Here is a 20441-nt window from a genome sequence, read left to right on the forward strand (position 1 = left end):
TGAGTGATCAGAACTGGTAACCGATGCCGGCGTAGTAACCCCAGCCATTGGACCGGGCGCGGAAATCGCCATCGCCGAAATTCAACTCGCTGCCGTCCTGCCAGTTGCCGCCATTGTGGAAGTAACGGCCGACCAGGGTGAACCGCAGGTGGGTAAAGGAATACAGCAATACGTTGGTGGCCACCGTGGCGTTGGCCGTGCGGGCCGGGTTGTCCTTGTGCAGGTCAGAGCCGAAATCGAAGTTGGTGAAGCCGATATAGGTCAGCGACGCGCCGTTGCCGAACTTGCTGATGGGCACGATGTACTTGAGCTGGGCGCGGTAGCCGTCCCAGGAATATTCATTGCTGGCGCCGTAGTTTTCCCACTGGTAGCGCCCGTAGAAGTTGGCCGACAGGTTGACCCGCGAATGGGTGTCGATGTCGGTGCCCAGGCCGCTGTACAGGGTATTGGCGCGGTTGGCGCTGTTGCTGCCGTGGTCGTAGATCCAGTCGAAGGCCACATACCACTCCTTGAACGGGCCGATGGCCAGGCTGCGTCCGGCCAGGTAGTCGATGGAGATCCGCGGCTCGTGCTCCATGAACACCGGCGAGCCGTGGTCCCACACGCCTTTGTCGTGGCTGTTGCCGATGTTGAAGATCTTCGGGATGTCGATGTAGCCGTACAGCTCGAACGGCCCCTTGCGACCGAAGTACTCGTACTCCAGGTAGATATCGTCGGCCGGCTGCGGGCCGAAACTGATGTCCTTGCTGCCGATCAGGGTCAGGTCCTGGTTGTACCAGTCCGACAGGTAGGGGCCTGGTTTCGCTGGCGCGGCGGCGGGGCTCAGGCTCTCGCCCTGGGCCGAGTCGTCGAGGGTTTTTTCCTCGGCCTGGGCGGTAGCGCTGAGTAGTCCTGTAACGGCGCTTAGTAGCAAGGAAACAACCAAGGTGTGGCGGGACGCGGAGGGGGTGAAAGGTACGTGCATTGAAAATCCCTGTTCGTGCGGTTCTGAAGCCCGAGTAGCCCGGCCTGGCCGAACTGGCGGCGAAAGCTCTCGAAGGCTGACCTCGCAAACGTTTGCATATGCTGTACCAACTTGAAGTATCTGATTGAAATAAAGGTGAAACCTACCCATAAGCTGTCTTTTCGGTCAGGACGTTGCACAGCGCCTGGGCGTTGTGCGCGAAGAAAGGGCGAAGGCGCTGGCGCCTGGCACAGGGCTGATGCGCCCTCGTTCAATCATCGAGGTGATGGCAACCAACGACCTTCGCGGCCTCGGGTCGAGTATTCGCTGACTATCTGGCTGCGTTCGTTCGATGCTGGTTCTGCAGTGCAGGGAAAGGGTGCTTGACGTTCTGCTCGGGTCGCTCTGCTAGAATCGCCGCTCCACGACTTCCAGAGGTGCCCCATGAGCGAGCCGATTCGCCTGACCCAGTACAGCCACGGCGCGGGTTGCGGTTGCAAGATTTCTCCCCAGGTCCTGGAGGTGATTCTGGCCGGCAGCGGCGCGCAGAACCTCGACCCGAAACTCTGGGTCGGCAACGCCTCGCGCGACGACGCGGCGGTGTACGCCATCGACGAAGAGCGCGGCGTGGTCTCGACCACCGACTTTTTCATGCCGATCGTCGACGACCCGTTCGACTTCGGGCGCATCGCCGCGACCAATGCCATCAGCGACATCTACGCCATGGGCGGCGACCCGTTGATGGCCATCGCCATCCTTGGCTGGCCGGTGAACGTGCTGGCGCCGGAAATCGCCCGCGAGGTGATTCGCGGCGGCCGCGCGATGTGCGACGCGGCCGGCATCCCCCTGGCCGGCGGCCATTCGATCGACGCTCCGGAACCGATCTTCGGCCTGGCCGTCACCGGCCTGGTGGAAAAGCGCCATATGAAGCGCAACGACACCGCCACCGCCGGTTGCCTGCTGTACCTGACCAAGCCCCTGGGCATCGGCGTGCTGACCACCGCCGAGAAGAAGGGCAAGTTGCGCAGCGCCGACGTCGGCCTGGCCCGCGACTGGATGTGCACCCTGAACAAGCCCGGCAGCCGCTTCGGCAAGCTCGACGGCGTGACCGCGATGACCGACGTCACCGGTTTCGGCCTGCTCGGGCACCTGGTGGAAATGGCCGACGGCAGCGGCCTGACCGCGCGTATTCACTACGATCGCGTGCCGCGCCTGCCCGGGGTCGAGTACTACCTGGACCAGGGCTGCATACCGGGCGGCACCCAGCGCAATTTCGACAGCTACGCCGACAAGCTCGGGCGTATCCAGGCCCTGCACAAGCTGGTGCTGTGCGACCCGCAGACCAGCGGCGGGCTGTTGATCGCCGTCACCCCGGAAGGCAATGCGGCCTTTCTGGCGCTGGCCGCCGAACTGGGCCTGGAACTGGCGCCGATCGGTGAGCTGGTGGAACGACAGAGCAACGCGGTCGAGGTGATCTGATGCCCATCGATATCACCGACTACCGCGAAATCTTCCTCAACGACCGGCCGATGATGGATACCCGCGCGCCGGTCGAATTCAGCAAGGGCGCCTTTCCCGGCGTGGTCAACCTGCCGCTGATGACCGACCACGAACGGCAGCGGGTCGGCACCTGCTACAAGCAGCAGGGCCAGCAGGCGGCGATCGTCCTCGGGCACCAGCTGGTGTCCGGGGCGATCAAGGCCGAGCGCATCCAGGCCTGGGCCGACTTCGCCCGGGCCCACCCCGATGGCTACCTGTACTGCTTCCGCGGCGGCCTGCGTTCGCAGATCGTCCAGCAGTGGCTCAAGGACGAGGCCGGCATCGACTACCCGCGGGTCGGCGGCGGCTACAAGGCCATGCGTACCTTCCTGCTCGACACCCTCGAAGGAGCGGTGGCCGAGTGTGATTTTGTCCTGCTCGGCGGCATGACCGGCATCGGCAAGACCGAAGTGCTCAACCAACTGGCCAACGGCCTGGACCTGGAAGGCCACGCCAACCATCGCGGCTCCAGTTTCGGCAAGCGCGCCAGCGGCCAGCCGTCGAACATCGACTTCGAGAACCGCCTGGCGGTGGACATCCTGAAAAAGCGCGAGCGCGGCATCGGCGGGTTCGTGCTGGAAGACGAGAACCGCATGATCGGCAGCTGCGCCTTGCCGTTGCCGCTGTACCAGGGCATGCAGCGCTTCCCCATGGTCTGGCTGGAGGATGGCCTGGAGGGGCGAGTCGAGCGGATCCTGCGCGACTACGTGATCGACCTGTGCGCGGAGTTCGTCGCGGTGCATGGCGAGGACGGTTTCGCGCGGTTTTCCGAGCGCCTGCTGGAAAGCCTGAACAACATCCGCAAACGCCTGGGGGGCGAGCGTCACCAGCGCCTGTACCAGCTGCTGGAGGCCGCCCTGGCCGAGCAGGCCCGCAGCGGCAGCGTGGACCTGCACCGGGCCTGGATCGAAGGCTTGCTCAAGGAATATTACGACCCGATGTATGCCTTCCAGCGCGAAAGCAAGGGCGCGCGCATCGAGTTCGTCGGCGAGCAGGCGGCGGTGCTGGAGTATTTGCGCGAACGGGCTCGTCAGCGCGGTTGAGTCGGTAGAAGGGCGGGGCCTTTGGCCCCATCGCGGGCAATCGACCGGCCGCTCCTGCAGATGCTTCTGTAGGAGCGAAGCTTGCTCGCGATGGCGTCCGGGCGGACGCCATCGAACTTCTGGTTACAACAGCGCCGCGCCAATCAACCCGCACACCACGCCAATCAGCATGGTCAGGCCGGCGACGGTCATCAGCACCCGCGCGTCGAAATCCTTGCGCAGCATCAAAAGCGACGGCAGGCTGATGCTCGGCAGGGTCATCAGCAAGGCCACCGCCGGGCCGGTGCCCATGCCCAGGGTCATCATGGTCTGCACGATAGGGATTTCCGCGGCGGTGGGAATCACGAACAGCGTGCCGACAATCGCCAGCGGCACCAGCCACAAAAGGCTGTCGCCAATCGCGCCCTCGACATGGGGGAACAGCCAGACCCGCGCCGCGCCCAGCACCAGCACCGCCAGCACATAGATCGGAATGGTGCTCCAGAACAGTTGCCACAGGCTGCGTGCCCAGCGGCTGAAGAACGCACCTTCATTGCCCGTGCTGGCCTCGACCACGGCCTCCACCGCCGCTTCCGGCAGTTGTTCGGGACGGGCGATGCGCTGGGCCACCAGCGACACTCCCAGCACCAGCACGATGCCCGCCACCAGCCGCAGCGCGGTGAAACCCCAGCCCAGGACAAAACCCATGAACACCAGGGTCGCCGGGTTGAGCACCGGGTTGGCGATCCAGAAGGCCAGCGCCGCGCCCACCGAGACATTCTGCCGGCGCATGCTCGCCGCCACGGGCGCGGCGCAGCAGGAACACATCATGCCGGGCAGGGCGAACAGGCCGCCGCGCAAGGTCGAGCCGAAACCGGCGCGGCCGAACAGGCGCAGCAGCCAGTCCCGCGGGATCAGCACTTGCAGCAGCGAACCGAGGATCACCGCCAGCACCGCGGCCTTCCAGATCGCCAGGAAATACACCTGGGCGTAGGCCAGGGCGGCGTTCAGAGGCGAGGAGGGCTGATCGTTGATGATCGAGGCGCCGATGCTGTGGCTGTCGGCGGCGATAAAGGCCTTGGCGTAGTAGGGCGACCACTTGACGAAGTAGAGGCCGACACACGCCACCAGGACGAACAGGGCGGGTTTCCACCAGAACGACCAGCCCCGGACGGGGCTGGCAGGGGCAAGGCTGGACATGAACAGTGATTCCGGGCAATGACGTTAGGTCGCGAATCTTAGCCTACTCGCGCACCTTGCGCGCCTGTGTAGCCGCTGCCGAAGGCTGCGATCGACCGCGCAGCGGTGGTAAAACCTCGCAACGCTGAGTGCCGGGCCAAATCCCGGAACCCATGCCTGCGACTGCTGCGCAGTCGATCGCCGGCGACTACAAAAGGGTCATGGGCGCTCAGAGGGTACGAATCGAGGTGCGAATCGCCCGGGCGCACTCGATCACCGAAGGCGCCAGCTTGCGTTCGGCTTCTTCCAGGGTCCAGCGGCTGCTGGGGATCACCACGTGCACGGCGGCCACCGGCAAGCCCTGGCTGCCGATGATCGGCGCGGCGATGCTCATGTCGCCGAGAAACAGTTCTTCCTGGTTCAGGGCGTAACCGCGCTGGCGGGTGGTGACGATTTCCCCATGGATCGCGTCGATCCCGGTCAGGGTGTGCCGGGTATGGGCCTGGCGGTCGCTGGCCTGGAGCATCGCCAGGGCTTCCTGGTCGGGCAGGGCGCTGAGGTAGGCGCGGCCGGAACCGGTGCAGTACATCGGGATGCGGCTGCCGATGGGCATGTGGATCGGAATGAACTTGGGCGCCACGAAGCGCGCGACATAGACCATGTCCAGGCCGTCGGGCTCGGTGAGGTTGGTGGTTTCGCCGGTGACCTGGGCCAGTTCGGCAAGGAACGGGTTGGCCACGTCCACCAAGGTGTCGGCGGCGAGGTAGTTGTAGCCGATCTCCATCACCCGCGGGGTCAGCTGGAAGCGTTTGGTCTGCGGGTGCTTACGCACGTAACCGAGCTGCTCCAGGGTGTGGATCATGCGTTGCGCCGAGCTTTTGTTGATCTCGGCGGCCTCGGCGATTTCCGCCAGGTTCATGGTCCGTTGGGCGGCGTTGAAGGCGCGCAGGACCGCCAGGCCTTTTTCCAGCGACTGATTGAACAGGCTATTGGGGGTGTCGCTCATGGCGGTTCCTTTGGTTTTTTGTGTTTTAAATATCGATATTCGATATTTATAAATCTCTTTACGATTTTTGTAAATTGTTTATAGTCGGTCCATGCCTCCTGCCCCACTATCAGAGGCCAACCATCACGGACTTCAAACAATAAAATCGTCCAATGGGAGATTCGCCATGCAAAAGCGTTTTCGTGTCCTTGCATTGTGCTGCGCACTCACCGCCGGCCTCGTCGGTTCCGTCAGTGCCGGCGCCGCGCCGGTGTACAAGGTCGGCGCCACCGCCACCGGCATTCCCTTCACCTTTCTCGACGTCAAGAGCCAGAGCATCGAAGGCATGATGATCGACGCCGCCCGGGCGGTGGGCCAGGCCGGCGGCTTCGAGGTGGATATCCAGCAGACCACCTTCGCCGCGCTGATCCCTTCGCTGACCTCGAACAAGATCGACATCATCTCCGCCGCCATGCTGCGCACCCCGGCGCGGGAGAAGGTGGTGCAGTACTCCAACCCGGTGTTCAGCTACGGCGAGGGGCTGATCGTGCGCGCCGACGACAACACCGCCTACATCCGCATGGAGGACTTCAAGGACCAGGTGGTCGGCGCCCAGGTCGGCACGGTGTTCATCGATGAGTTGAACAAGCGCGGGATCTTCAAGGAAGTGCGCGGCTACGACTCGATCCCCGACCTGCTGCGCGACCTGGCGCTGGGGCGGATCAAGGCCGGTTTCGCCGATCGGCCGATCGTCGCCTACCAACTGGCCCAGGGCACCCAGAACAAAGTGCAACTGGTGAAAAGCTACCAACCGGTGGTGATGGGCGATGTCTGCCTGATCGTGCGCAAGGGCGATGCGCAGACCCTGGACGAGGTCAACCGCGGCATCGCGGCGATCAAGGCCGACGGTTCCCTGGAGCGGATCATCGAGAAGTGGAAGCTCAACTGACCACCCCGCGGCCCGGCCGTCCGGCGGGGTCGCTTCACTCCTGATTGCGCAGGTCCTCCTATGTTTCTCCAGAACGCTCTGGACTTCCTTCCCATTCTGCTGAAAGGGGCGGTGGTCACCTTGCAGGTCACGGCCGGCTCCTTTGTGCTCAGCTCGCTGATCGGCCTGGTATTCGCCTTGATGATGGTGTCCAAGGTGCGCTCGATCTCCCTGTTCGCGATTGGCGTGGTCAACGTCATTCGCGGCCTGCCGATCATCGTGCAGCTGTTCTACATCTACTTCGTGCTGCCGGATTTCGGCATCCAGCTCACGGCCATGCAGGCCGGGGTGATTGGCCTGGGCATCGCCTACTCGGCGTACCAGGCGGAGAACTTCCGCGCCGGCATCCAGGCCATTCACCAGGGGCAGATCGAGGCGGCCGAATCCATCGGCATGCGCGGCGGCATGATCATGCGCCGGGTGGTCCTGCCCCAGGCCTTTCGCATTGCCTTGCCGCCCTATGGCAACACCCTGGTGATGATGCTCAAGGACTCCTCGCTGGTGTCCACCATCACCGTGGCCGAGATGACCCGCGCCGGTCAGCTCATCGCGTCCTCGACCTTCGAGAACATGACCGTCTACACCCTGGTGGCCTTGCTCTACCTGGCCCTGAGCCTGCCGTTGTCCTTTGCCCTGCGTCGCCTGGAGGCGCGCTTCAGCACCCGGAGAAAGTCATGATCGAGATCAAGGGCGTACACAAGAGTTTCGGCAACGTGGCGGTGCTCGAAGGCATTGACCTGAGCGTGCAGAGCGGTGAAGTGGTGTGCCTGATCGGCCCCTCGGGGTCCGGCAAGTCGACCCTGCTGCGCTGCATCAACGGCCTGGAAAGCTACGAGCAGGGCGACATCCTGGTCAGCGGCGAGCGGGTCGACCGCCATGGCAAGACCATTCACCAGCTGCGCACCCAGGTGGCCATGGTGTTCCAGCGCTTCAACCTGTTCCCCCATCGCACCGCGTTGCAGAACGTCACCGAAGGGCCGATCTACGTGAAGAAGCAGAACCCGCAGCAGGCCCGGGAGCGGGCCGAGGCGCTGCTGGAAAAAGTCGGCCTGGCCCATCGCATGCACGCCTATCCGGACGAGCTGTCCGGCGGCCAGCAGCAGCGGGTGGCGATCGCCCGGGCCCTGGCCATGGACCCGCAGGCGATCCTGTTCGACGAGCCGACCTCGGCGCTGGACCCGGAGCTGGTGGGCGAGGTGCTGGCGGTGATGCGCAAGCTCGCCGACGAAGGCATGACCATGATCGTCGTCACCCACGAAATGGGCTTTGCCCAGGACGTGGCGGACAAGGTGTGTTTCCTCCACAGCGGCAAGATCGTCGAGGCCGGGCCGGCGAAGCAGGTGCTGAGCACGCCGCGCCATCCGCGCACCCAGGACTTCCTCAAGCGCCTGCTCAACCAGGGCACGGAGGTGCAGGCATGAAGGCCGCCGAAACCTTGCGCCTGCCGCCCTCCCTGTGGGCCGCCACGGCGACTGCGGCGGTCGATACCCCGGCGCTGGCCGAAGACTTGCGGGCCGACGTGGCCATAGTCGGCGCCGGCTACACCGGGCTGGTGACCGCGCTGCGCCTGGCCGAGGCCGGGGTCAGCGTCTGTGTGCTGGACGCCGGGGAGCCGGGTTGGGGTGCCTCCGGACGCAACGGCGGGCAGGTGATTCCCGGGCTCAAATACGACCCGGATCAGTTGCTGGCCAAGTTCGGCGCGGCCCGCGCCGAGGCCATGCTGGAGGCGGCCGGCTCGGCGGCCGACGAAGTGTTCGCCCTGATCGATCAGCATCGCATCGCTTGCGATGCGACGCGCAAGGGTTGGATTCAGCCGGCGTTTTCCGCCAGTTCCCTGCAGGCCATCGAACAGCGCGCCGAGCAGTGGCGTCGGCGCGGGGTGGCGGTGGAGTTGCTCGATCGCGCCGCTGTCGGTCGGCGCATCGGCAGCCAGAACTACCTCGGCGGCTGGGTCGATCCGCGCGCCGGCAGCTTGCACCCGCTGAACTATGCGCGCGGCCTGGCCCGGGTGGCGCAGCAACAGGGCGTGCGGATCCATGGGCAGACTCGGGTCGAGGCTTTGCAGCGCGAAGGCGGGCAGTGGCAGCTGCGCACCGCCCAGGGCCATCGGGTCCAGGCCCAGCGCGTGGTGCTGGCGACCAATGGCTACACCGACGACCTGTGGCCACGGCTGCGGCAGACGGTGATCGCCGCCAACAGCTTCATCATCGCCACCCGCCCGCTGTCGGCCGAGCTGCGCCAGGGCATCCTGCCCAATGGCGAGGTCTGTTCCGACGCCCGGCGCCTGCTGCTGTATTTCAAGCAGGATGCCCAGGGGCGCTTGTTGCTGGGGGGCCGCGGGCCGTTTTCCGAGCCGAGCCACAGCGGCGACTGGCACCATCTGGAGCGTTCGTTGCTGGGCTTGTTTCCGCAGTTGGCGGGCACGCCCATCGAGTATCGCTGGAGCGGGCGAGTGGCGTTGAATCAGAGCTTCCTGCCGCAGCTGCATGAGCCACAGCCGGGGTTGTCGATCCTGCTCGGCTACAACGGTCGCGGCATCGCCTTGTCCACGGCCCTGGGCAAGCACCTGGCGGCGCGGCTGTCGGGGGCGAGCAGTGAATTTCCGTTTCCAGTGACGCCGATCCGGCCGATTCCGCTGCATGGCTTGCAGCGTCTGTACCTGGGGGCGGGGATCGCCTGGTACCGCCTGCTGGACGCCCTGCGCTGAGGGCGGCGCATCAGGTCGGGCAGTTTTCCTCGCCGTTATCCAGGCCCTGCTTGTAGCTGCGGCTGTCGAGGGTGGCCTTGCCGTTGTGCCAGGTCAGGGTCAGCACGTAGAGCGAGTCGAAGTCGTTGGAGGCCCAGTCGTCGGTGATGGTGCGTTTTTCGCCGACGGCTTCGCGCGCCACCTTGTTGATCAATTCCGGCAGGTAGCCGTGGGACCAGGCGGTGTAGATGATCGAGTTGTGGTAGCGGTCATGCAGCAGCTCGTCGGCCAGTTCGCTGGTGTCGTTGGCCGAGAATTCGATGTTCACTGGCAGGCCGAGCTTGATGGCGCTGGGGCTGATGGTCATCAGCGGGCGGATGTAGCTGTAGGAGTTGTCGAGCTCGCCTTCCTCGACATTGCGCGTCGGGTTGGCGGCGAACACGTAATTGGCCTTGCCGAATTTTTCCGGCAGCAAAGACGCCAGGTCGATGGCGCGGTTCAGGCCCTGGCAGTTGAGCTGGCCGAGGCCGCCGGCGGGTTTTTCCGCGTGGCGCAAAAAGACCAGGGTCTGGGTGCCGTCCACCGGCTGGGCGCGACTTTCGCTGGACTCCAGCGACAGCAGCAGCCCACTGGTCAGCAGCAGCGCCGGGAAGAACACGTAGGACCGGCGTTGCAGGCGTTGGGTGAAACTCAGCAGATTCTTCATGGATCGTCGGTACTTCAGCGCAATCGGTTAAGGCTGACAAACCTTTCCACGGCGAGCTCCCGCTTCGCGTGGTTTTCCCTGTCGTTGAACGAGTGTTCTACCCGGAGGTAGTGCTCAGAGTCCCAGGACGCCTTTTGGTTCGATCCGGGCGTGGGGCTGCGAGCGTGGGCCCGTTACTTTATCCGCACCGCTGTCTGGCTGCCGGGAAGCTTAACCACCGGATGTTTCGAATTTAAGAATGCGCGCCGCGGACCGATGCCTGTAATCTAGCGCCGTCGCGCCCGGCCCCGGGCCACGGCCTTTCATCTGACTGTCATTGGAAGCCTGTCATGACCGATCTCTGTGCATTCCCCATCACCCAGAAATGGCCGGCGCAGTACGCCGACTGGATTCAGCTGTATTCCTTGCCGACCCCCAACGGCGTCAAGGTCTCGATCATGCTCGAAGAGATCGGGCTACCCTACGAGCCGCATCGCGTCAGTTTCGAAACCAACGACCAGATGTCCCCCGAGTTCCTCTCGCTGAACCCGAACAACAAGATCCCGGCGATCCTCGACCCCCACGGCCCGGGCGACCAGCCGCTGGCACTGTTCGAGTCGGGGGCGATCCTGATCTACCTGGCGGACAAGAGCGGGCAACTGCTGGCCCAGGAATCCGCGGCGCGCTACGAGACGATCCAGTGGCTGATGTTCCAGATGGGCGGCATCGGCCCGATGTTCGGCCAGCTGGGCTTCTTCAATAAATTCGCCGGCAAGGACTACGAGGACAAGCGTCCGCGCGACCGTTACGTCGCCGAATCCCGCCGCCTGCTGAGCGTGCTCGAGGGCCGCCTGCAAGGCCGCGACTGGATCATGGGCGAGCGCTACACCATCGCCGATATCGCCACCTTCCCCTGGGTGCGCAACCTGATCGGCTTCTATGAAGCGGGCGACCTGGTGGGCTTCAAGGACTTCCCCAATGTGCAGCGCGTGCTCGAGCGTTTCCTCGCGCGCCCGGCGGTGATCCGCGGCCTGGAAATTCCCAAGCCCGTCTGACTGCCCTCTCTGTAGCCGCTGCCGCAGGCTGCGATCGGCGACGAAGTCGTCGTAGAACCTGACGACGCGTTCTGTCTGGCATAACGCGTGGGTCCTTTTGCGATGACTGCGTCATCGATCGCAGGCTTCGCCAGCGGCTACAGGTATGTTTTTTTGCAGGTCAGGCCGGTTCCAGGCCTGGCCGCGTTCATTCAGACAAGGACCCGCAATGAGCCGATTCGATTTCAAGCAGGTGGATGTCTTCAGCAATCAGCCGCTCAAGGGCAACCCGCTGGCGGTGGTGTTCGGCGCCGATGAGTTGAGCGACGCGCGCATGGCGGCGTTCGCCAACTGGACCAACCTCAGCGAAACCACCTTTATCCTCGAACCCCAAGACCCGCGGGCCGACTATCGCCTGCGGATTTTCACCACCCTGCAGGAGCTGCCGTTCGCCGGCCATCCGACCCTCGGTAGCTGTCATGCCTGGCTGGAAGCCGGCGGCGTGCCCAAGGGCGAGGAGATCGTCCAGGAGTGCGCGGTCGGCCTGGTGCGCATTCGCCGCAACGGCGCCGAGCTGGCGTTTCTCGCGCCGCCCCTGCTCAAGTCCGGCCCGGTGGAGGCCGGGTTGCTGGAGCAGGTGCGCCAGGGCCTGAGGCTGGCGCCCGATGCCATCGTCGACGCGCAATGGGTGGACAACGGTGCCGGCTGGCTGGCGGTGCTGCTGGCCGAGCGCGGCCAGGTGCTCGACCTGCAACCTGACTATGCGCAGCTCAAGGGCCTTGCGGTCGGAGTGATCGCCCCCTGGAACCCCGAGCACGATGGCGACGCGGCGCAGTTCGAAGTGCGGGCCTTTATCGCCGGCGATGGCATGCCGGAAGACCCGGCCACCGGCAGCCTCAACGCCGGCATCGCCCAATGGCTGCTGGGCGCGGGGTTGGCGCCGGCGTCCTACGTGGTCAGCCAGGGTTTGAGCATGGGCCGGGCCGGGCGCATCCAGGTCGAGCAGGTCGGCGATGAAATCTGGATCGGCGGCTCGGCGGTGACCTGTATCGAGGGCAGCCTGCGGTTGTAGGCGAGGGCGCTTTGCAGTCAGGTCCGACCTGTCTGTTGCCTAAGTGGCCTTGGACGCGTGGCGATAGCTTCTGGGGGATACGCCGTACCAGCGTTTGAAGGTCTGGGAGAAACTCGACAGGTCGCTGTAGCCCAGCTTTTCGGCGATGTCTGTCAGTTTCAGCGTCGGGTCGCCGAGCAACTCCAGGGCCGCGGCGCTGCGTGACTGCTCCAGCAGGTGCCGGTAACAGGTGCCTTCCTCGTGCAGGCGTCGTTTCAAGGTCCGCTCGCTGAGATTGATCAGGCTGGCCATGCCCGGCAGGTCTGGCGGTACGCCCAGGGGGGCGATGTTCAGGTACTGGCGGACCAGCTCGGCGGTGCCCGTGCGGGGGCTGCGGCGCTCCATCAATTGCGCGCACATCTGCTCGCACATCGCGACGGTGACAGTGTTTGCCTGGGGGAGCGGGCGGCTCAGCACCGAACGATCGAAGGCCAGGCTGTTGCGGTCGGCGAGGTAGGTGGGGCGCACGCCAAGAATACTGCCGGCACTGGCCGCCGCCTGATCGACCGGGCGTTTCTTCCTCAGGGTAAAAACCGCCAGCGAGAACTCGCGGCCAGCTATTTCCTTGAGCAGCACCGCGGCGGCGGCCATGTCGCGTTCGATCACAAAGTCTCTGAGCGACTCGTCCACCAGCGCCGGTTCGGTGAACGTCAGGATGCCGAGCGGGGGTTGCTCATGGTAGGCGATCCGGGTGAACGCGTAGGTCAGCGGCAAGAAGCGCAGGGCCAGCTTCAAGGCGTCACCCGCGGTCGCACTGCTGATCAGGCCATAACCGAACAGCCCGTAGGTCGAGAAGTGATAGCGCTCGCCCACTTGATAGCCCAGCCCCTGCGGGTGTCCCGACAGGTTGAGCAGGTTATGGATCAGGCGCAGTTCCTGGGCGCATGACAGCTCGAAGTTGGGATCTGCCAGCCGGGCCAGCGACAGGCCCGAACCGGCCAGCAATTGCGCAGGCGAGAAGCCTCTTTCGCGACCGAAATCCACCATCAGCAGGGCACTGGCCGGTCCCCGCGACAACTCCAGCATGTTCATGCTCGCTACCCGGGTCAGGGAAAGGAATTGGCCTGAATACTAAAGTATCTGTCCCGTTACGTCATGGGACTGGCGAGGGCGGGCAAGCATCATGGGCGCGCAGGCTACGCTGATCGGGATTAGCGGGAAGCCCTGGGACCTGATCATGCGAAGACCTGTGCCTGCCCATGAAAACAACAACAAAAGAGGTGCTGCATGCCCCAACTCGAACCTGACCTGCAATCGACGGCGCCACTCACCGCCGTGATCATCGGCAGCGGTTTTGCCGGCATCGGCATGGCCATCGCACTGCGCAAGGCCGGCGTCACGGACTTCATCATTCTGGAAAAACAGCAGGATGTCGGCGGCGTCTGGCGGGACAACAGTTACCCGGGCGCTGCCTGCGATGTGCCGTCGCACCTGTATTCGTTTTCATTCGAACCCAACCCCGGCTGGACGCGGATGTTTGCCCCGCAAGCCGAAATACAGGGGTATCTGCAACATTGCGTAGGCAAGTATGAGGTGCAGCGGCACATCCGCTTCGGCGCTGAAGTGCGGGCGGCGCGATTCGACGAGGCCAGCGCGCTGTGGTGCATCACCGAAGTCGGTGGGCGGGAGCATCGCGCCGCTTTGCTGATCAGCGCCACTGGCCAGCTCAGCCGGCCGGCGCTGCCGACGCTCGAAGGCATGCAGGCGTTCAAAGGGCATGTGTTCCATTCCGCAAGCTGGGATCACGGCTACTCGTTGGCGGGAAAACGGGTGGCGGTGATAGGGACGGGCGCTTCGGCGATCCAGTTCGTGCCGGCCATCGCCGACCCGGTGGCGCAGCTCAAGGTATTCCAGCGCTCGCCGGCCTACATCTTGCCCCGGCCCGATCGCGCCTACAGCGACGAAGAAAAGCAGCTGTTCGCCAGTAGACCGTGGCGCATGGCGCTGCATCGTGCCGCCATTTATCTGCGCTACGAATCCAGGGCCCTGGGTTTTACCCGCTTCAAGGGGCTGATGAAGTGGGCGGTCGGCCTGCCGTTTCGCCGCTTGTTGAACCAGTCGGTCAGTGACCCGCAGCTGCGCCGGCAACTGATCCCGGATTACCCCATCGGCTGCAAGCGCATCCTGCTGTCCAGCGATTACCTCAAGACCCTGGCCCGGCCCAATGTGCAGTTGATCACCGAGGGTATCGGGCGCATCACCGAGCAGGGCATCGAGACGCTGGACGGGCAACATCACCCGGTCGATACGATCATCTACGGCACGGGGTTCGCGGCGACGCAGTTCCTTGCACCGATGACGATCGTCGGGCGCGGCGGGGTGGAGCTGCAGCATGCCTGGGAGCAGGGCGCACGCGCATATCTGGGGCTGGCGGTGCCGGGCTTTCCCAACTTCTTCATGTTGTATGGCCCCAATACCAACCTGGGGCACAACTCGATCGTCTACATGCTGGAAAGCCAGATATCCCATGTCATGCGCTGCTGGCGCGCGATGCAGAAGGCTGCGGCCACCACCGTCGAGGTCGATGACCAGGCTGAGCAGCGTTTTCATCAACGGATACAGCGCCGCCTGGCCGGTTCCGTGTGGAGCGGTTGCAAGAGTTGGTATGTCGATGCAGCGGGCAACAACAGCACCAACTGGCCGGGCTTCACCTTGTCCTATCGCTGGCTGACCCGTTATTCGGCATTGCGCGCCTATGGTTTTTCCAGGGCGTTGGCCAGTGAGTCGGGGCAGGTCTACGGGCGGGTGATTGCCGAGCCCCGCGATGGCCTCGAAGTCCTCAGTGCCGGCGTGTTGCGCCAACTCTTGCGGGTGAGCTTCCGGGCGCTGATCGGTCCGCCGCGAAGCATTGCCACCCAGCGGCGTATCGTCAACGGCCTGTCCTGGTTGATGCCGGGCTGCGCTGGCGTGACCCAGGCACGGGCGCAGGTCTCGGGCGTACCGCTGCGAATCCTGACCCCGGGCCATGCCGAGGCGGGTGGGGTGATTCTTTATCTGCATGGCGGTGCCTTCTGCCTGGGCGGTCCTGCCACTCACCGCAGCGTTACCAGCCGCCTGGCCCGGGACGCGGGGATGGCCGTCTGGGTCCCGGACTATCGGCTGGCGCCGGAACAGCCGTTTCCCGCGGCCCTGGAAGATGCGTTGGCCTGCTACCAGGCGATCCGGGCGCAAGGCTATCCGGCGCGGCAGATCCTGCTGGCCGGCGACTCCGCGGGTGGCTCTCTCGTCCTGGCCCTGGCGCTGACGCTGCAACAGCGGGGCGAGCCCTTTGCCGCGGGCCTGCTGTTGTTGTCCCCGGTGACGGATACGACGTTGAGCGGGCCAACCCTCATTACCCGCCAGTACGCCGATCCCATGCTGCGGCGCGATTGGCTCGAGCAAGGGCTGCGCGCCTATGCAGCGCCTGCCCAGAGCCCGTTGCACAGTCCATTGAGCGCCGACTTGCGCGGGCTGCCGCCGATGCTGATCCAGGTGGGCGACCAGGAACTGCTGCTGGCGGACGCCACACGCCTGGCCGAGCACGCGCTGCACTGCGGCGTGGCCTGTCACCTGGAAGTGCATGCCGCGAGGTGGCATGTGTTTCAGTTGCAGGCGTTCTACTTGCGTTCGGCCAGGCAAGCCCTGCGTTCAGCGGCCCTGTTCGCTCGCCGCCGCCTGGACGATCGCGGCGAGCCTTGTGCCGACGCGGTCGCAGCAGCGGCGGTGGATGTCGCAGCCCTTGATGGGTAGGCAGGCTGTCTCGATCCGGCAAGGTGGTCGCGAGGATTTTCGGGCAAAAAAAAGCCGCCCAAGATGGCAGCGTTAAAGGAGAGCACGCGTTGCTGATAACGCGAGTATCGCCACGGGAAATGACCAAATGATGACAGTCCCCTTGCCGCCGAAAAGCCTTTCGTTACCGGGCTGCGGCAGGGGCCGTCGCGGGTGGGCGCCAGTTGGGTTGCCGGGCGGATCAAGGCGGGCGGCTGTCATCTTGGCGTCATCGACGCCATGGCAAGATCGCCGCAAGCCGTCTTGAGTGCTCGACAGGCCGCGGCCTGCCGGTCGATGAACCTGCCAGGAATCCCCCCATGAAAGGCGACGCCTCTCTGTTCGCAGCCATTGATCTTGGGTCCAATGCGTTTCGCCTGATGATCGGCCAGCCGGTCCGGCGCAGCCAGGGGTTCATGATCCAGGAAGTGAAGACCCTGCGTGAGCCGGTGCGCTTGGCGGAGGGTTTTCAGGAGGGCACCCTGGACGAGCTGGCGCTGGACCGGGGCTGGCAGGCACTGGCGCGCTTTGGCAAGAAGCTGCGCGGTTTCGAGGCCGGTCGGGTGCGGGCGGTGGCCACCAGCGCCGTGCGCGAAGCCGACAATGCGCCGCTGTTCCTGGCCAGCGCGGAGCGTCACCTGGGGTTTCGCATCGATGTCATTTCCGGGCATGAGGAGGCGCGGCTGGTGTATGCCGGCGTCGCCCATACCGTGCCGGGCAGCGAAAGCATGCGGCTGGTGGTGGACATCGGCGGCGGTTCCACCGAGTTGATCCTCGGGCAGGGCGCCCAGCCCTTGCTGACCGAGAGCATCGCCATTGGCAGCGGGAGCTTCGGCGCGCGCTACTTTCCGGGAGGCGCGGTTTCGGCTCATGCCCTGCAGGAAGCCGAACACCTGGCCAGCCTGAAGTTCGAGAAAGTCGCCCGGCGTTATCGCCAGCTCGGTTGGCAGCAGGCCATAGGCTCCTCGGGCACCGCCCGGTTCCTGGCCAAGGTGCTCAAGGCCAACGGCCTGAACGACTATGGCCAGGACGGCATCACCTACGGCGGGCTGTTGCGCCTGTCGTTGCGCCTGCTGGAGGCCGGGCATGTCAAGCGTCTGCGGCTGGCCGGGCTGCAATCCCATCGCCTGGGCATCCTGCCCGGCGGCCTGGCGGTGATGCTGGCGGCGTTCAAGGTGTTTGGCGTCACCCATATGACGCCTTCCGAACCGGGGCTGCGTTTCGGCGTGCTGCATGGCCTGATATGTAATAACTGATTACCTAGCTTTATCCGCACAAGCGGCTGGCCTTCCTCCAGCCGGCCGGGCTTCATGCCGGCCAACCCCTCCCAATCAAGCCTCCCCAGGCGGCCCCTTGGCGGCGGCGCCCGGCCCTGGGGGCTTTGTTCAGCTAGGCTGCTCTGGCGGCCACGAAGCGCCGGCCGTCTACACTTATCCGCAGGCCACACAGGGCGGCAGCCCTGGGCGCATTCAACCGGTATCAACAAAAACAATAGTCTCGGGAGAAACCTGATGTTTACAGCACTGCGTCGATTCAGCCGCGGCATGGCCCTTGCCGCCAGCCTCGCCACGCTCACCCTCGCAACCCCGGCGTTTGCCCTGGATACGGTCAAGTTCATGGCCCCGGGCTCCGTGGGCGGCGGTTATGACCAGACCGCGCGGGTTTTGGGCAAGGCCTTGCTCGAGGCCGGCACGGCCAAGTCCGTGACCTTCGAGAACAAGGGCGGAGCCGGCGGCACCCTGGGGCTGGCGCAGTTCGCCAACAGCACCAAGGGCGACCCGAATGCGCTGCTGGTGGTGGGGGCGATCATGGTCACGGCGGTGGAGCAGAACAAGCCGCAGATCAGCCTCAAGGACGTGACGCCGATCGCCCGGCTGTTCACCGAATACAACGTGCTGGCGGTGCGTGAGGATTCGCCCTACAAGACCCTCGAAGACCTGCTCAAGGACTTCAAGGCCAACCCGGCCAGCATCAAGTGGGGCGGCGGCTCCAAGGGTTCCATCGACCATATCGGCATCGCCGAGCTGGCGAGCAAGATGGACGTGCCGGTGAACAAGGTGAACTACGTCGCCTACGCCGGCGGCGGCGAAGTGGTGGCCGCGACCCTGGGCGGCCACATCACGGTGATCACCGGCGGTTATGCCGAGCTGGCCAAATACGTGCAGTCCAAGCAGTTCCGCCTGCTCGCCATCGGCGCTCCGGAGCGCGTTCCCGGCATCGATGCGCCGACCCTCAAGGAGAAGGGCTACGACGTGATCATCGGCAACTGGCGCGGTGTCTATGGCGCGGCCAACCTCAGCGCCGAGCAGCGCAAGCAAGTCACCGACGCAGTGCTGGCCGCCACCAACAGCAAGGTCTGGCAGGACAATGTGAAAGCCAACGCCTGGTCGCCGAGCGTCCTCACCGGTGACGAGTTCGGCCAGTTCGTCGACGAGGAACACCTGCGCCTGCGAGCGATGCTGGTCAAGGTCGGGCTGCTTTGAGATGGTCGGGCGCAGCAGGGTCGTACTGTCGCAGCTGGCGATTGGCCTGGGGCTGATCGCCATCAGCCTGGTGCTGGTCATCGGCGCCTTGCGCTTTCCGCCCGAGATGGGCTTCGTCATCCTCGGTGCCCATGTCTATCCCAGCGCGGTCGCCGCCTTCCTCGGCGCCGTGGGCCTGTTGCTGAGCTACCAGGCCTGTACCGGCGGCTTCCGCGAACTGGCCGTCCACGACGACGAAACCGCCCAGGCCCTGCCCGGTGGCAGGCTGGGCGTGGCCTGGGTCACCGTCGGCCTGGTGGCGCTTGCCGTGCTGATCGACCTGATCGGTTTCGTCCTGGCCGCCGGCTTGCTGTTTGCCTGCTCGGCCCGGGGTTTCGGCAGCCGGCGGCCGCTGCGTGACCTGGCTATCGGCATCGCCCTGACCCTGCCGATCTACTGGCTGTTCAACGCCGGGCTGGGCGTGGCCCTGCCACCCCTGGTCAACGCCTGGATCTGAACCGGGCCGAAGGAGGTCACACGGTGGACATTCTCTTGAGCCTGGCGACAGGTTTCTCCGCGGCGCTGGCGCCGATCAATCTGCTCTGGGGGTTTATCGGCTGCCTGCTGGGCACGGCGATCGGCGTGTTGCCGGGGATCGGCCCGGCGCTGACCGTGGCGCTGCTGTTGCCGATCACCGCCAAGGTCGATCCCACCGGCGCGCTGATCATGTTCGCCGGCATCTATTACGGGGCGCAGTTCGGTGGTTCGACCACCTCGATCCTGCTCAATACCCCGGGCGAGTCGTCCTCGATGGTCACCGCCCTGGAGGGCAATCTCATGGCCCGCAACGGCCGCGCCGGGCCGGCCCTGGCCACCGCGGCGATCGGCTCGTTTTTCGCCGGGACCATCGCCACGGTGCTGCTGACCCTGTTCGCCCCCATCGTCGCCATGCTGGCGCTGAAGTTCGGCCCCGCGGAGTATTTCGCGATCCTGGTGCTGTCCTTCACCACGGTGTCGGCGGTGCTCGGCGCGTCCATGCTGCGCGGTTTCGCTTCCCTGGGGATCGGCCTGGGCATTGGCCTGATCGGCCTCGACTCGACCTCGGGCATTGCCCGCTACACCCTGGGCGTTCCCGAGCTGGTCGATGGCATCGAAGTGGTGCTGGTGGCGGTCGGCCTGTTTGCCGTGGGGGAGGCCTTGTACAGCCTGCTGTATCAGAAGGAGGAAGCGTCCGGCCGGCATCGCCTGACGTCCTTGTGGATGACCCGCGAGGACTGGAAACGCTCGATTCCCGCCTGGCTGCGCGGCACCCTGATCGGCTTTCCGTTCGGCTCGATCCCGGCCGGTGGCGCGGAAATCCCGACCTTCCTGTCCTATTCCACCGAACGCAAGCTAAGCAAGCATCCGCAGGACTTTGCCGCCAGCAAAGGGCCGGGCGCCATCGAAGGGGTGGCCGGCCCGGAAGCTGCCAACAACGCCAGCGCCACCGGTTCCCTGGTGCCGCTGCTGACCCTGGGCATTCCGACCTCCGCCACCGCGGCGATCCTGTTGGCGGCGTTCCAGAACTACAACCTGCAGCCGGGGCCGCTGCTGTTCCAGACTTCCGGTGAGCTGGTCTGGACCCTGGTGGCCTCGTTGTATATCGGTAACGTTATCCTGCTGGTATTGAACCTGCCGTTGGTCGGGCTCTGGGTGAAACTGCTGCAGATCCCGCGGCCGTACCTCAATGCCGGGATCCTGGTGTTCGCCTCCATCGGCGTGTACGGCATGCGCCATTCGTCCTTCGACCTGTTGCTGATGCTGGCGATCGGTTGGGGCGGGGTGCTGATGCGGCGTTTCGACTTCCCCGTCGCGCCAGTGATCGTCGGCATGCTGCTGGGGCCGATGGCGGAAAAGCAACTGCGCAACGCCTTGTCCATCAGCCAGGGCGACTGGTCGATCTTCGTCACCCAACCCATCGCCGCGGCCTTCCTCGGCTTGACCCTGCTGGTGCTGGTGGTGCCCCACCTGCTGCACGCCCGGGGCATCAAATTGCACGAGGATGATTGAGCGGCGGGTGC

Annotated in this window: 18 protein-coding genes; 13 read left to right on the forward strand and 5 right to left on the reverse strand. The window is 65.1% G+C overall.

Going from position 1 to position 20441, the window contains the following annotated elements; all coding sequences use genetic code 11:
• Window positions 1-7: 7 nt before the first annotated feature.
• Complete coding sequence (locus AC07VU_RS26505) at window positions 8-964, reverse strand: nucleoside-specific channel-forming protein Tsx (RefSeq protein WP_053260500.1); 957 nt, start codon at window positions 962-964, stop codon at window positions 8-10.
• Window positions 965-1387: 423 nt separating this feature from the next.
• Here AC07VU_RS26505 and selD point away from each other — a divergent pair, with 423 nt between their 5' ends.
• Both selD and mnmH read left to right on the forward strand, forming a co-directional pair.
• Complete coding sequence (selD, locus tag AC07VU_RS26510; RefSeq protein ID WP_495030785.1) at window positions 1388-2422, forward strand: selenide, water dikinase SelD; 1035 nt, start codon at window positions 1388-1390, stop codon at window positions 2420-2422.
• Window positions 2422-3525 (forward strand): tRNA 2-selenouridine(34) synthase MnmH, encoded by a 1104-nt coding sequence (gene mnmH / locus AC07VU_RS26515; RefSeq protein WP_007932608.1) that lies wholly within the window; start codon window positions 2422-2424, stop codon window positions 3523-3525. Before selD ends, mnmH begins: the two co-directional genes overlap by 1 nt.
• A 123-nt stretch (window positions 3526-3648) precedes the next feature.
• Here mnmH and AC07VU_RS26520 read toward each other — a convergent pair whose 3' ends face one another.
• Together AC07VU_RS26520 and AC07VU_RS26525 are read right to left on the reverse strand one after the other, a co-directional pair.
• The gene (locus tag AC07VU_RS26520; RefSeq protein WP_007932609.1) at window positions 3649-4704 is read right to left on the reverse strand and encodes a permease; all 1056 of its coding nucleotides are present in this window, start codon (window positions 4702-4704) and stop codon (window positions 3649-3651) included.
• Between the two features lie 208 nt (window positions 4705-4912).
• Window positions 4913-5689 (reverse strand): IclR family transcriptional regulator, encoded by a 777-nt coding sequence (locus AC07VU_RS26525; RefSeq protein ID WP_495030786.1) that lies wholly within the window; start codon window positions 5687-5689, stop codon window positions 4913-4915.
• 166 nt (window positions 5690-5855) lie between these two features.
• Between AC07VU_RS26525 and AC07VU_RS26530 the strand changes: the two genes are divergently transcribed.
• The 4 genes from AC07VU_RS26530 to AC07VU_RS26545 are packed head-to-tail and all read left to right on the forward strand — an operon-like array spanning window position 5856 to window position 9363.
• Entirely contained in the window at window positions 5856-6617 is a 762-nt protein-coding gene (locus AC07VU_RS26530) for an ABC transporter substrate-binding protein (RefSeq protein WP_495030787.1), read from the forward strand.
• Between the two features lie 60 nt (window positions 6618-6677).
• Window positions 6678-7334 (forward strand): amino acid ABC transporter permease, encoded by a 657-nt coding sequence (locus AC07VU_RS26535; protein ID WP_009043142.1) that lies wholly within the window; start codon window positions 6678-6680, stop codon window positions 7332-7334.
• Window positions 7331-8077 (forward strand): amino acid ABC transporter ATP-binding protein, encoded by a 747-nt coding sequence (locus AC07VU_RS26540; RefSeq protein ID WP_210688289.1) that lies wholly within the window; start codon window positions 7331-7333, stop codon window positions 8075-8077. The genes AC07VU_RS26535 and AC07VU_RS26540 overlap by 4 nt, the downstream gene beginning before the upstream one ends.
• Window positions 8074-9363, forward strand: a complete 1290-nt coding sequence (locus AC07VU_RS26545; protein ID WP_274306316.1) for an NAD(P)/FAD-dependent oxidoreductase — start codon at window positions 8074-8076, stop codon at window positions 9361-9363. The genes AC07VU_RS26540 and AC07VU_RS26545 overlap by 4 nt, the downstream gene beginning before the upstream one ends.
• A 10-nt stretch (window positions 9364-9373) precedes the next feature.
• On the opposite strand, the gene AC07VU_RS26550 is transcribed toward AC07VU_RS26545, so the two are convergent.
• A complete protein-coding gene (locus tag AC07VU_RS26550; protein WP_062822882.1) occupies window positions 9374-10048 on the reverse strand; it encodes a hypothetical protein in 675 nt (224 codons plus the stop codon).
• Between the two features lie 329 nt (window positions 10049-10377).
• Between AC07VU_RS26550 and AC07VU_RS26555 the strand changes: the two genes are divergently transcribed.
• Entirely contained in the window at window positions 10378-11082 is a 705-nt protein-coding gene (locus AC07VU_RS26555) for a glutathione S-transferase family protein (protein WP_087088322.1), read from the forward strand.
• Window positions 11083-11290: 208 nt separating this feature from the next.
• Window positions 11291-12133 (forward strand): PhzF family phenazine biosynthesis protein, encoded by an 843-nt coding sequence (locus AC07VU_RS26560; RefSeq protein WP_495030788.1) that lies wholly within the window; start codon window positions 11291-11293, stop codon window positions 12131-12133.
• A 39-nt stretch (window positions 12134-12172) separates the two neighbouring features.
• Here the strand turns inward: AC07VU_RS26560 and AC07VU_RS26565 are convergent, their stop codons facing one another.
• Window positions 12173-13204: an AraC family transcriptional regulator gene (locus tag AC07VU_RS26565; RefSeq protein WP_495030789.1), complete on the reverse strand. Its 1032-nt coding sequence runs from the start codon at window positions 13202-13204 to the stop codon at window positions 12173-12175.
• A 195-nt stretch (window positions 13205-13399) separates the two neighbouring features.
• Here AC07VU_RS26565 and AC07VU_RS26570 point away from each other — a divergent pair, with 195 nt between their 5' ends.
• From AC07VU_RS26570 to AC07VU_RS26590, 5 genes are all read left to right on the forward strand, one after another.
• Window positions 13400-15901: a flavin-containing monooxygenase gene (locus tag AC07VU_RS26570; protein WP_495030790.1), complete on the forward strand. Its 2502-nt coding sequence runs from the start codon at window positions 13400-13402 to the stop codon at window positions 15899-15901.
• Between the two features lie 338 nt (window positions 15902-16239).
• The gene (locus tag AC07VU_RS26575; protein ID WP_150050107.1) at window positions 16240-17175 is read left to right on the forward strand and encodes a Ppx/GppA family phosphatase; all 936 of its coding nucleotides are present in this window, start codon (window positions 16240-16242) and stop codon (window positions 17173-17175) included.
• 255 nt (window positions 17176-17430) lie between these two features.
• Window positions 17431-18402, forward strand: coding sequence for a Bug family tripartite tricarboxylate transporter substrate binding protein (locus AC07VU_RS26580; protein WP_097136590.1), 972 nt, complete (start codon window positions 17431-17433; stop codon window positions 18400-18402).
• Window position 18403: 1 nt separating this feature from the next.
• Window positions 18404-18898 (forward strand): tripartite tricarboxylate transporter TctB family protein, encoded by a 495-nt coding sequence (locus tag AC07VU_RS26585; RefSeq protein ID WP_277588361.1) that lies wholly within the window; start codon window positions 18404-18406, stop codon window positions 18896-18898.
• A 23-nt stretch (window positions 18899-18921) separates the two neighbouring features.
• Window positions 18922-20430, forward strand: coding sequence for a tripartite tricarboxylate transporter permease (locus tag AC07VU_RS26590; RefSeq protein WP_053260512.1), 1509 nt, complete (start codon window positions 18922-18924; stop codon window positions 20428-20430).
• Window positions 20431-20441 lie beyond the last annotated feature (11 nt).

Source organism: Pseudomonas sp. GW821-FHT02B10 (assembly GCF_059421865.1).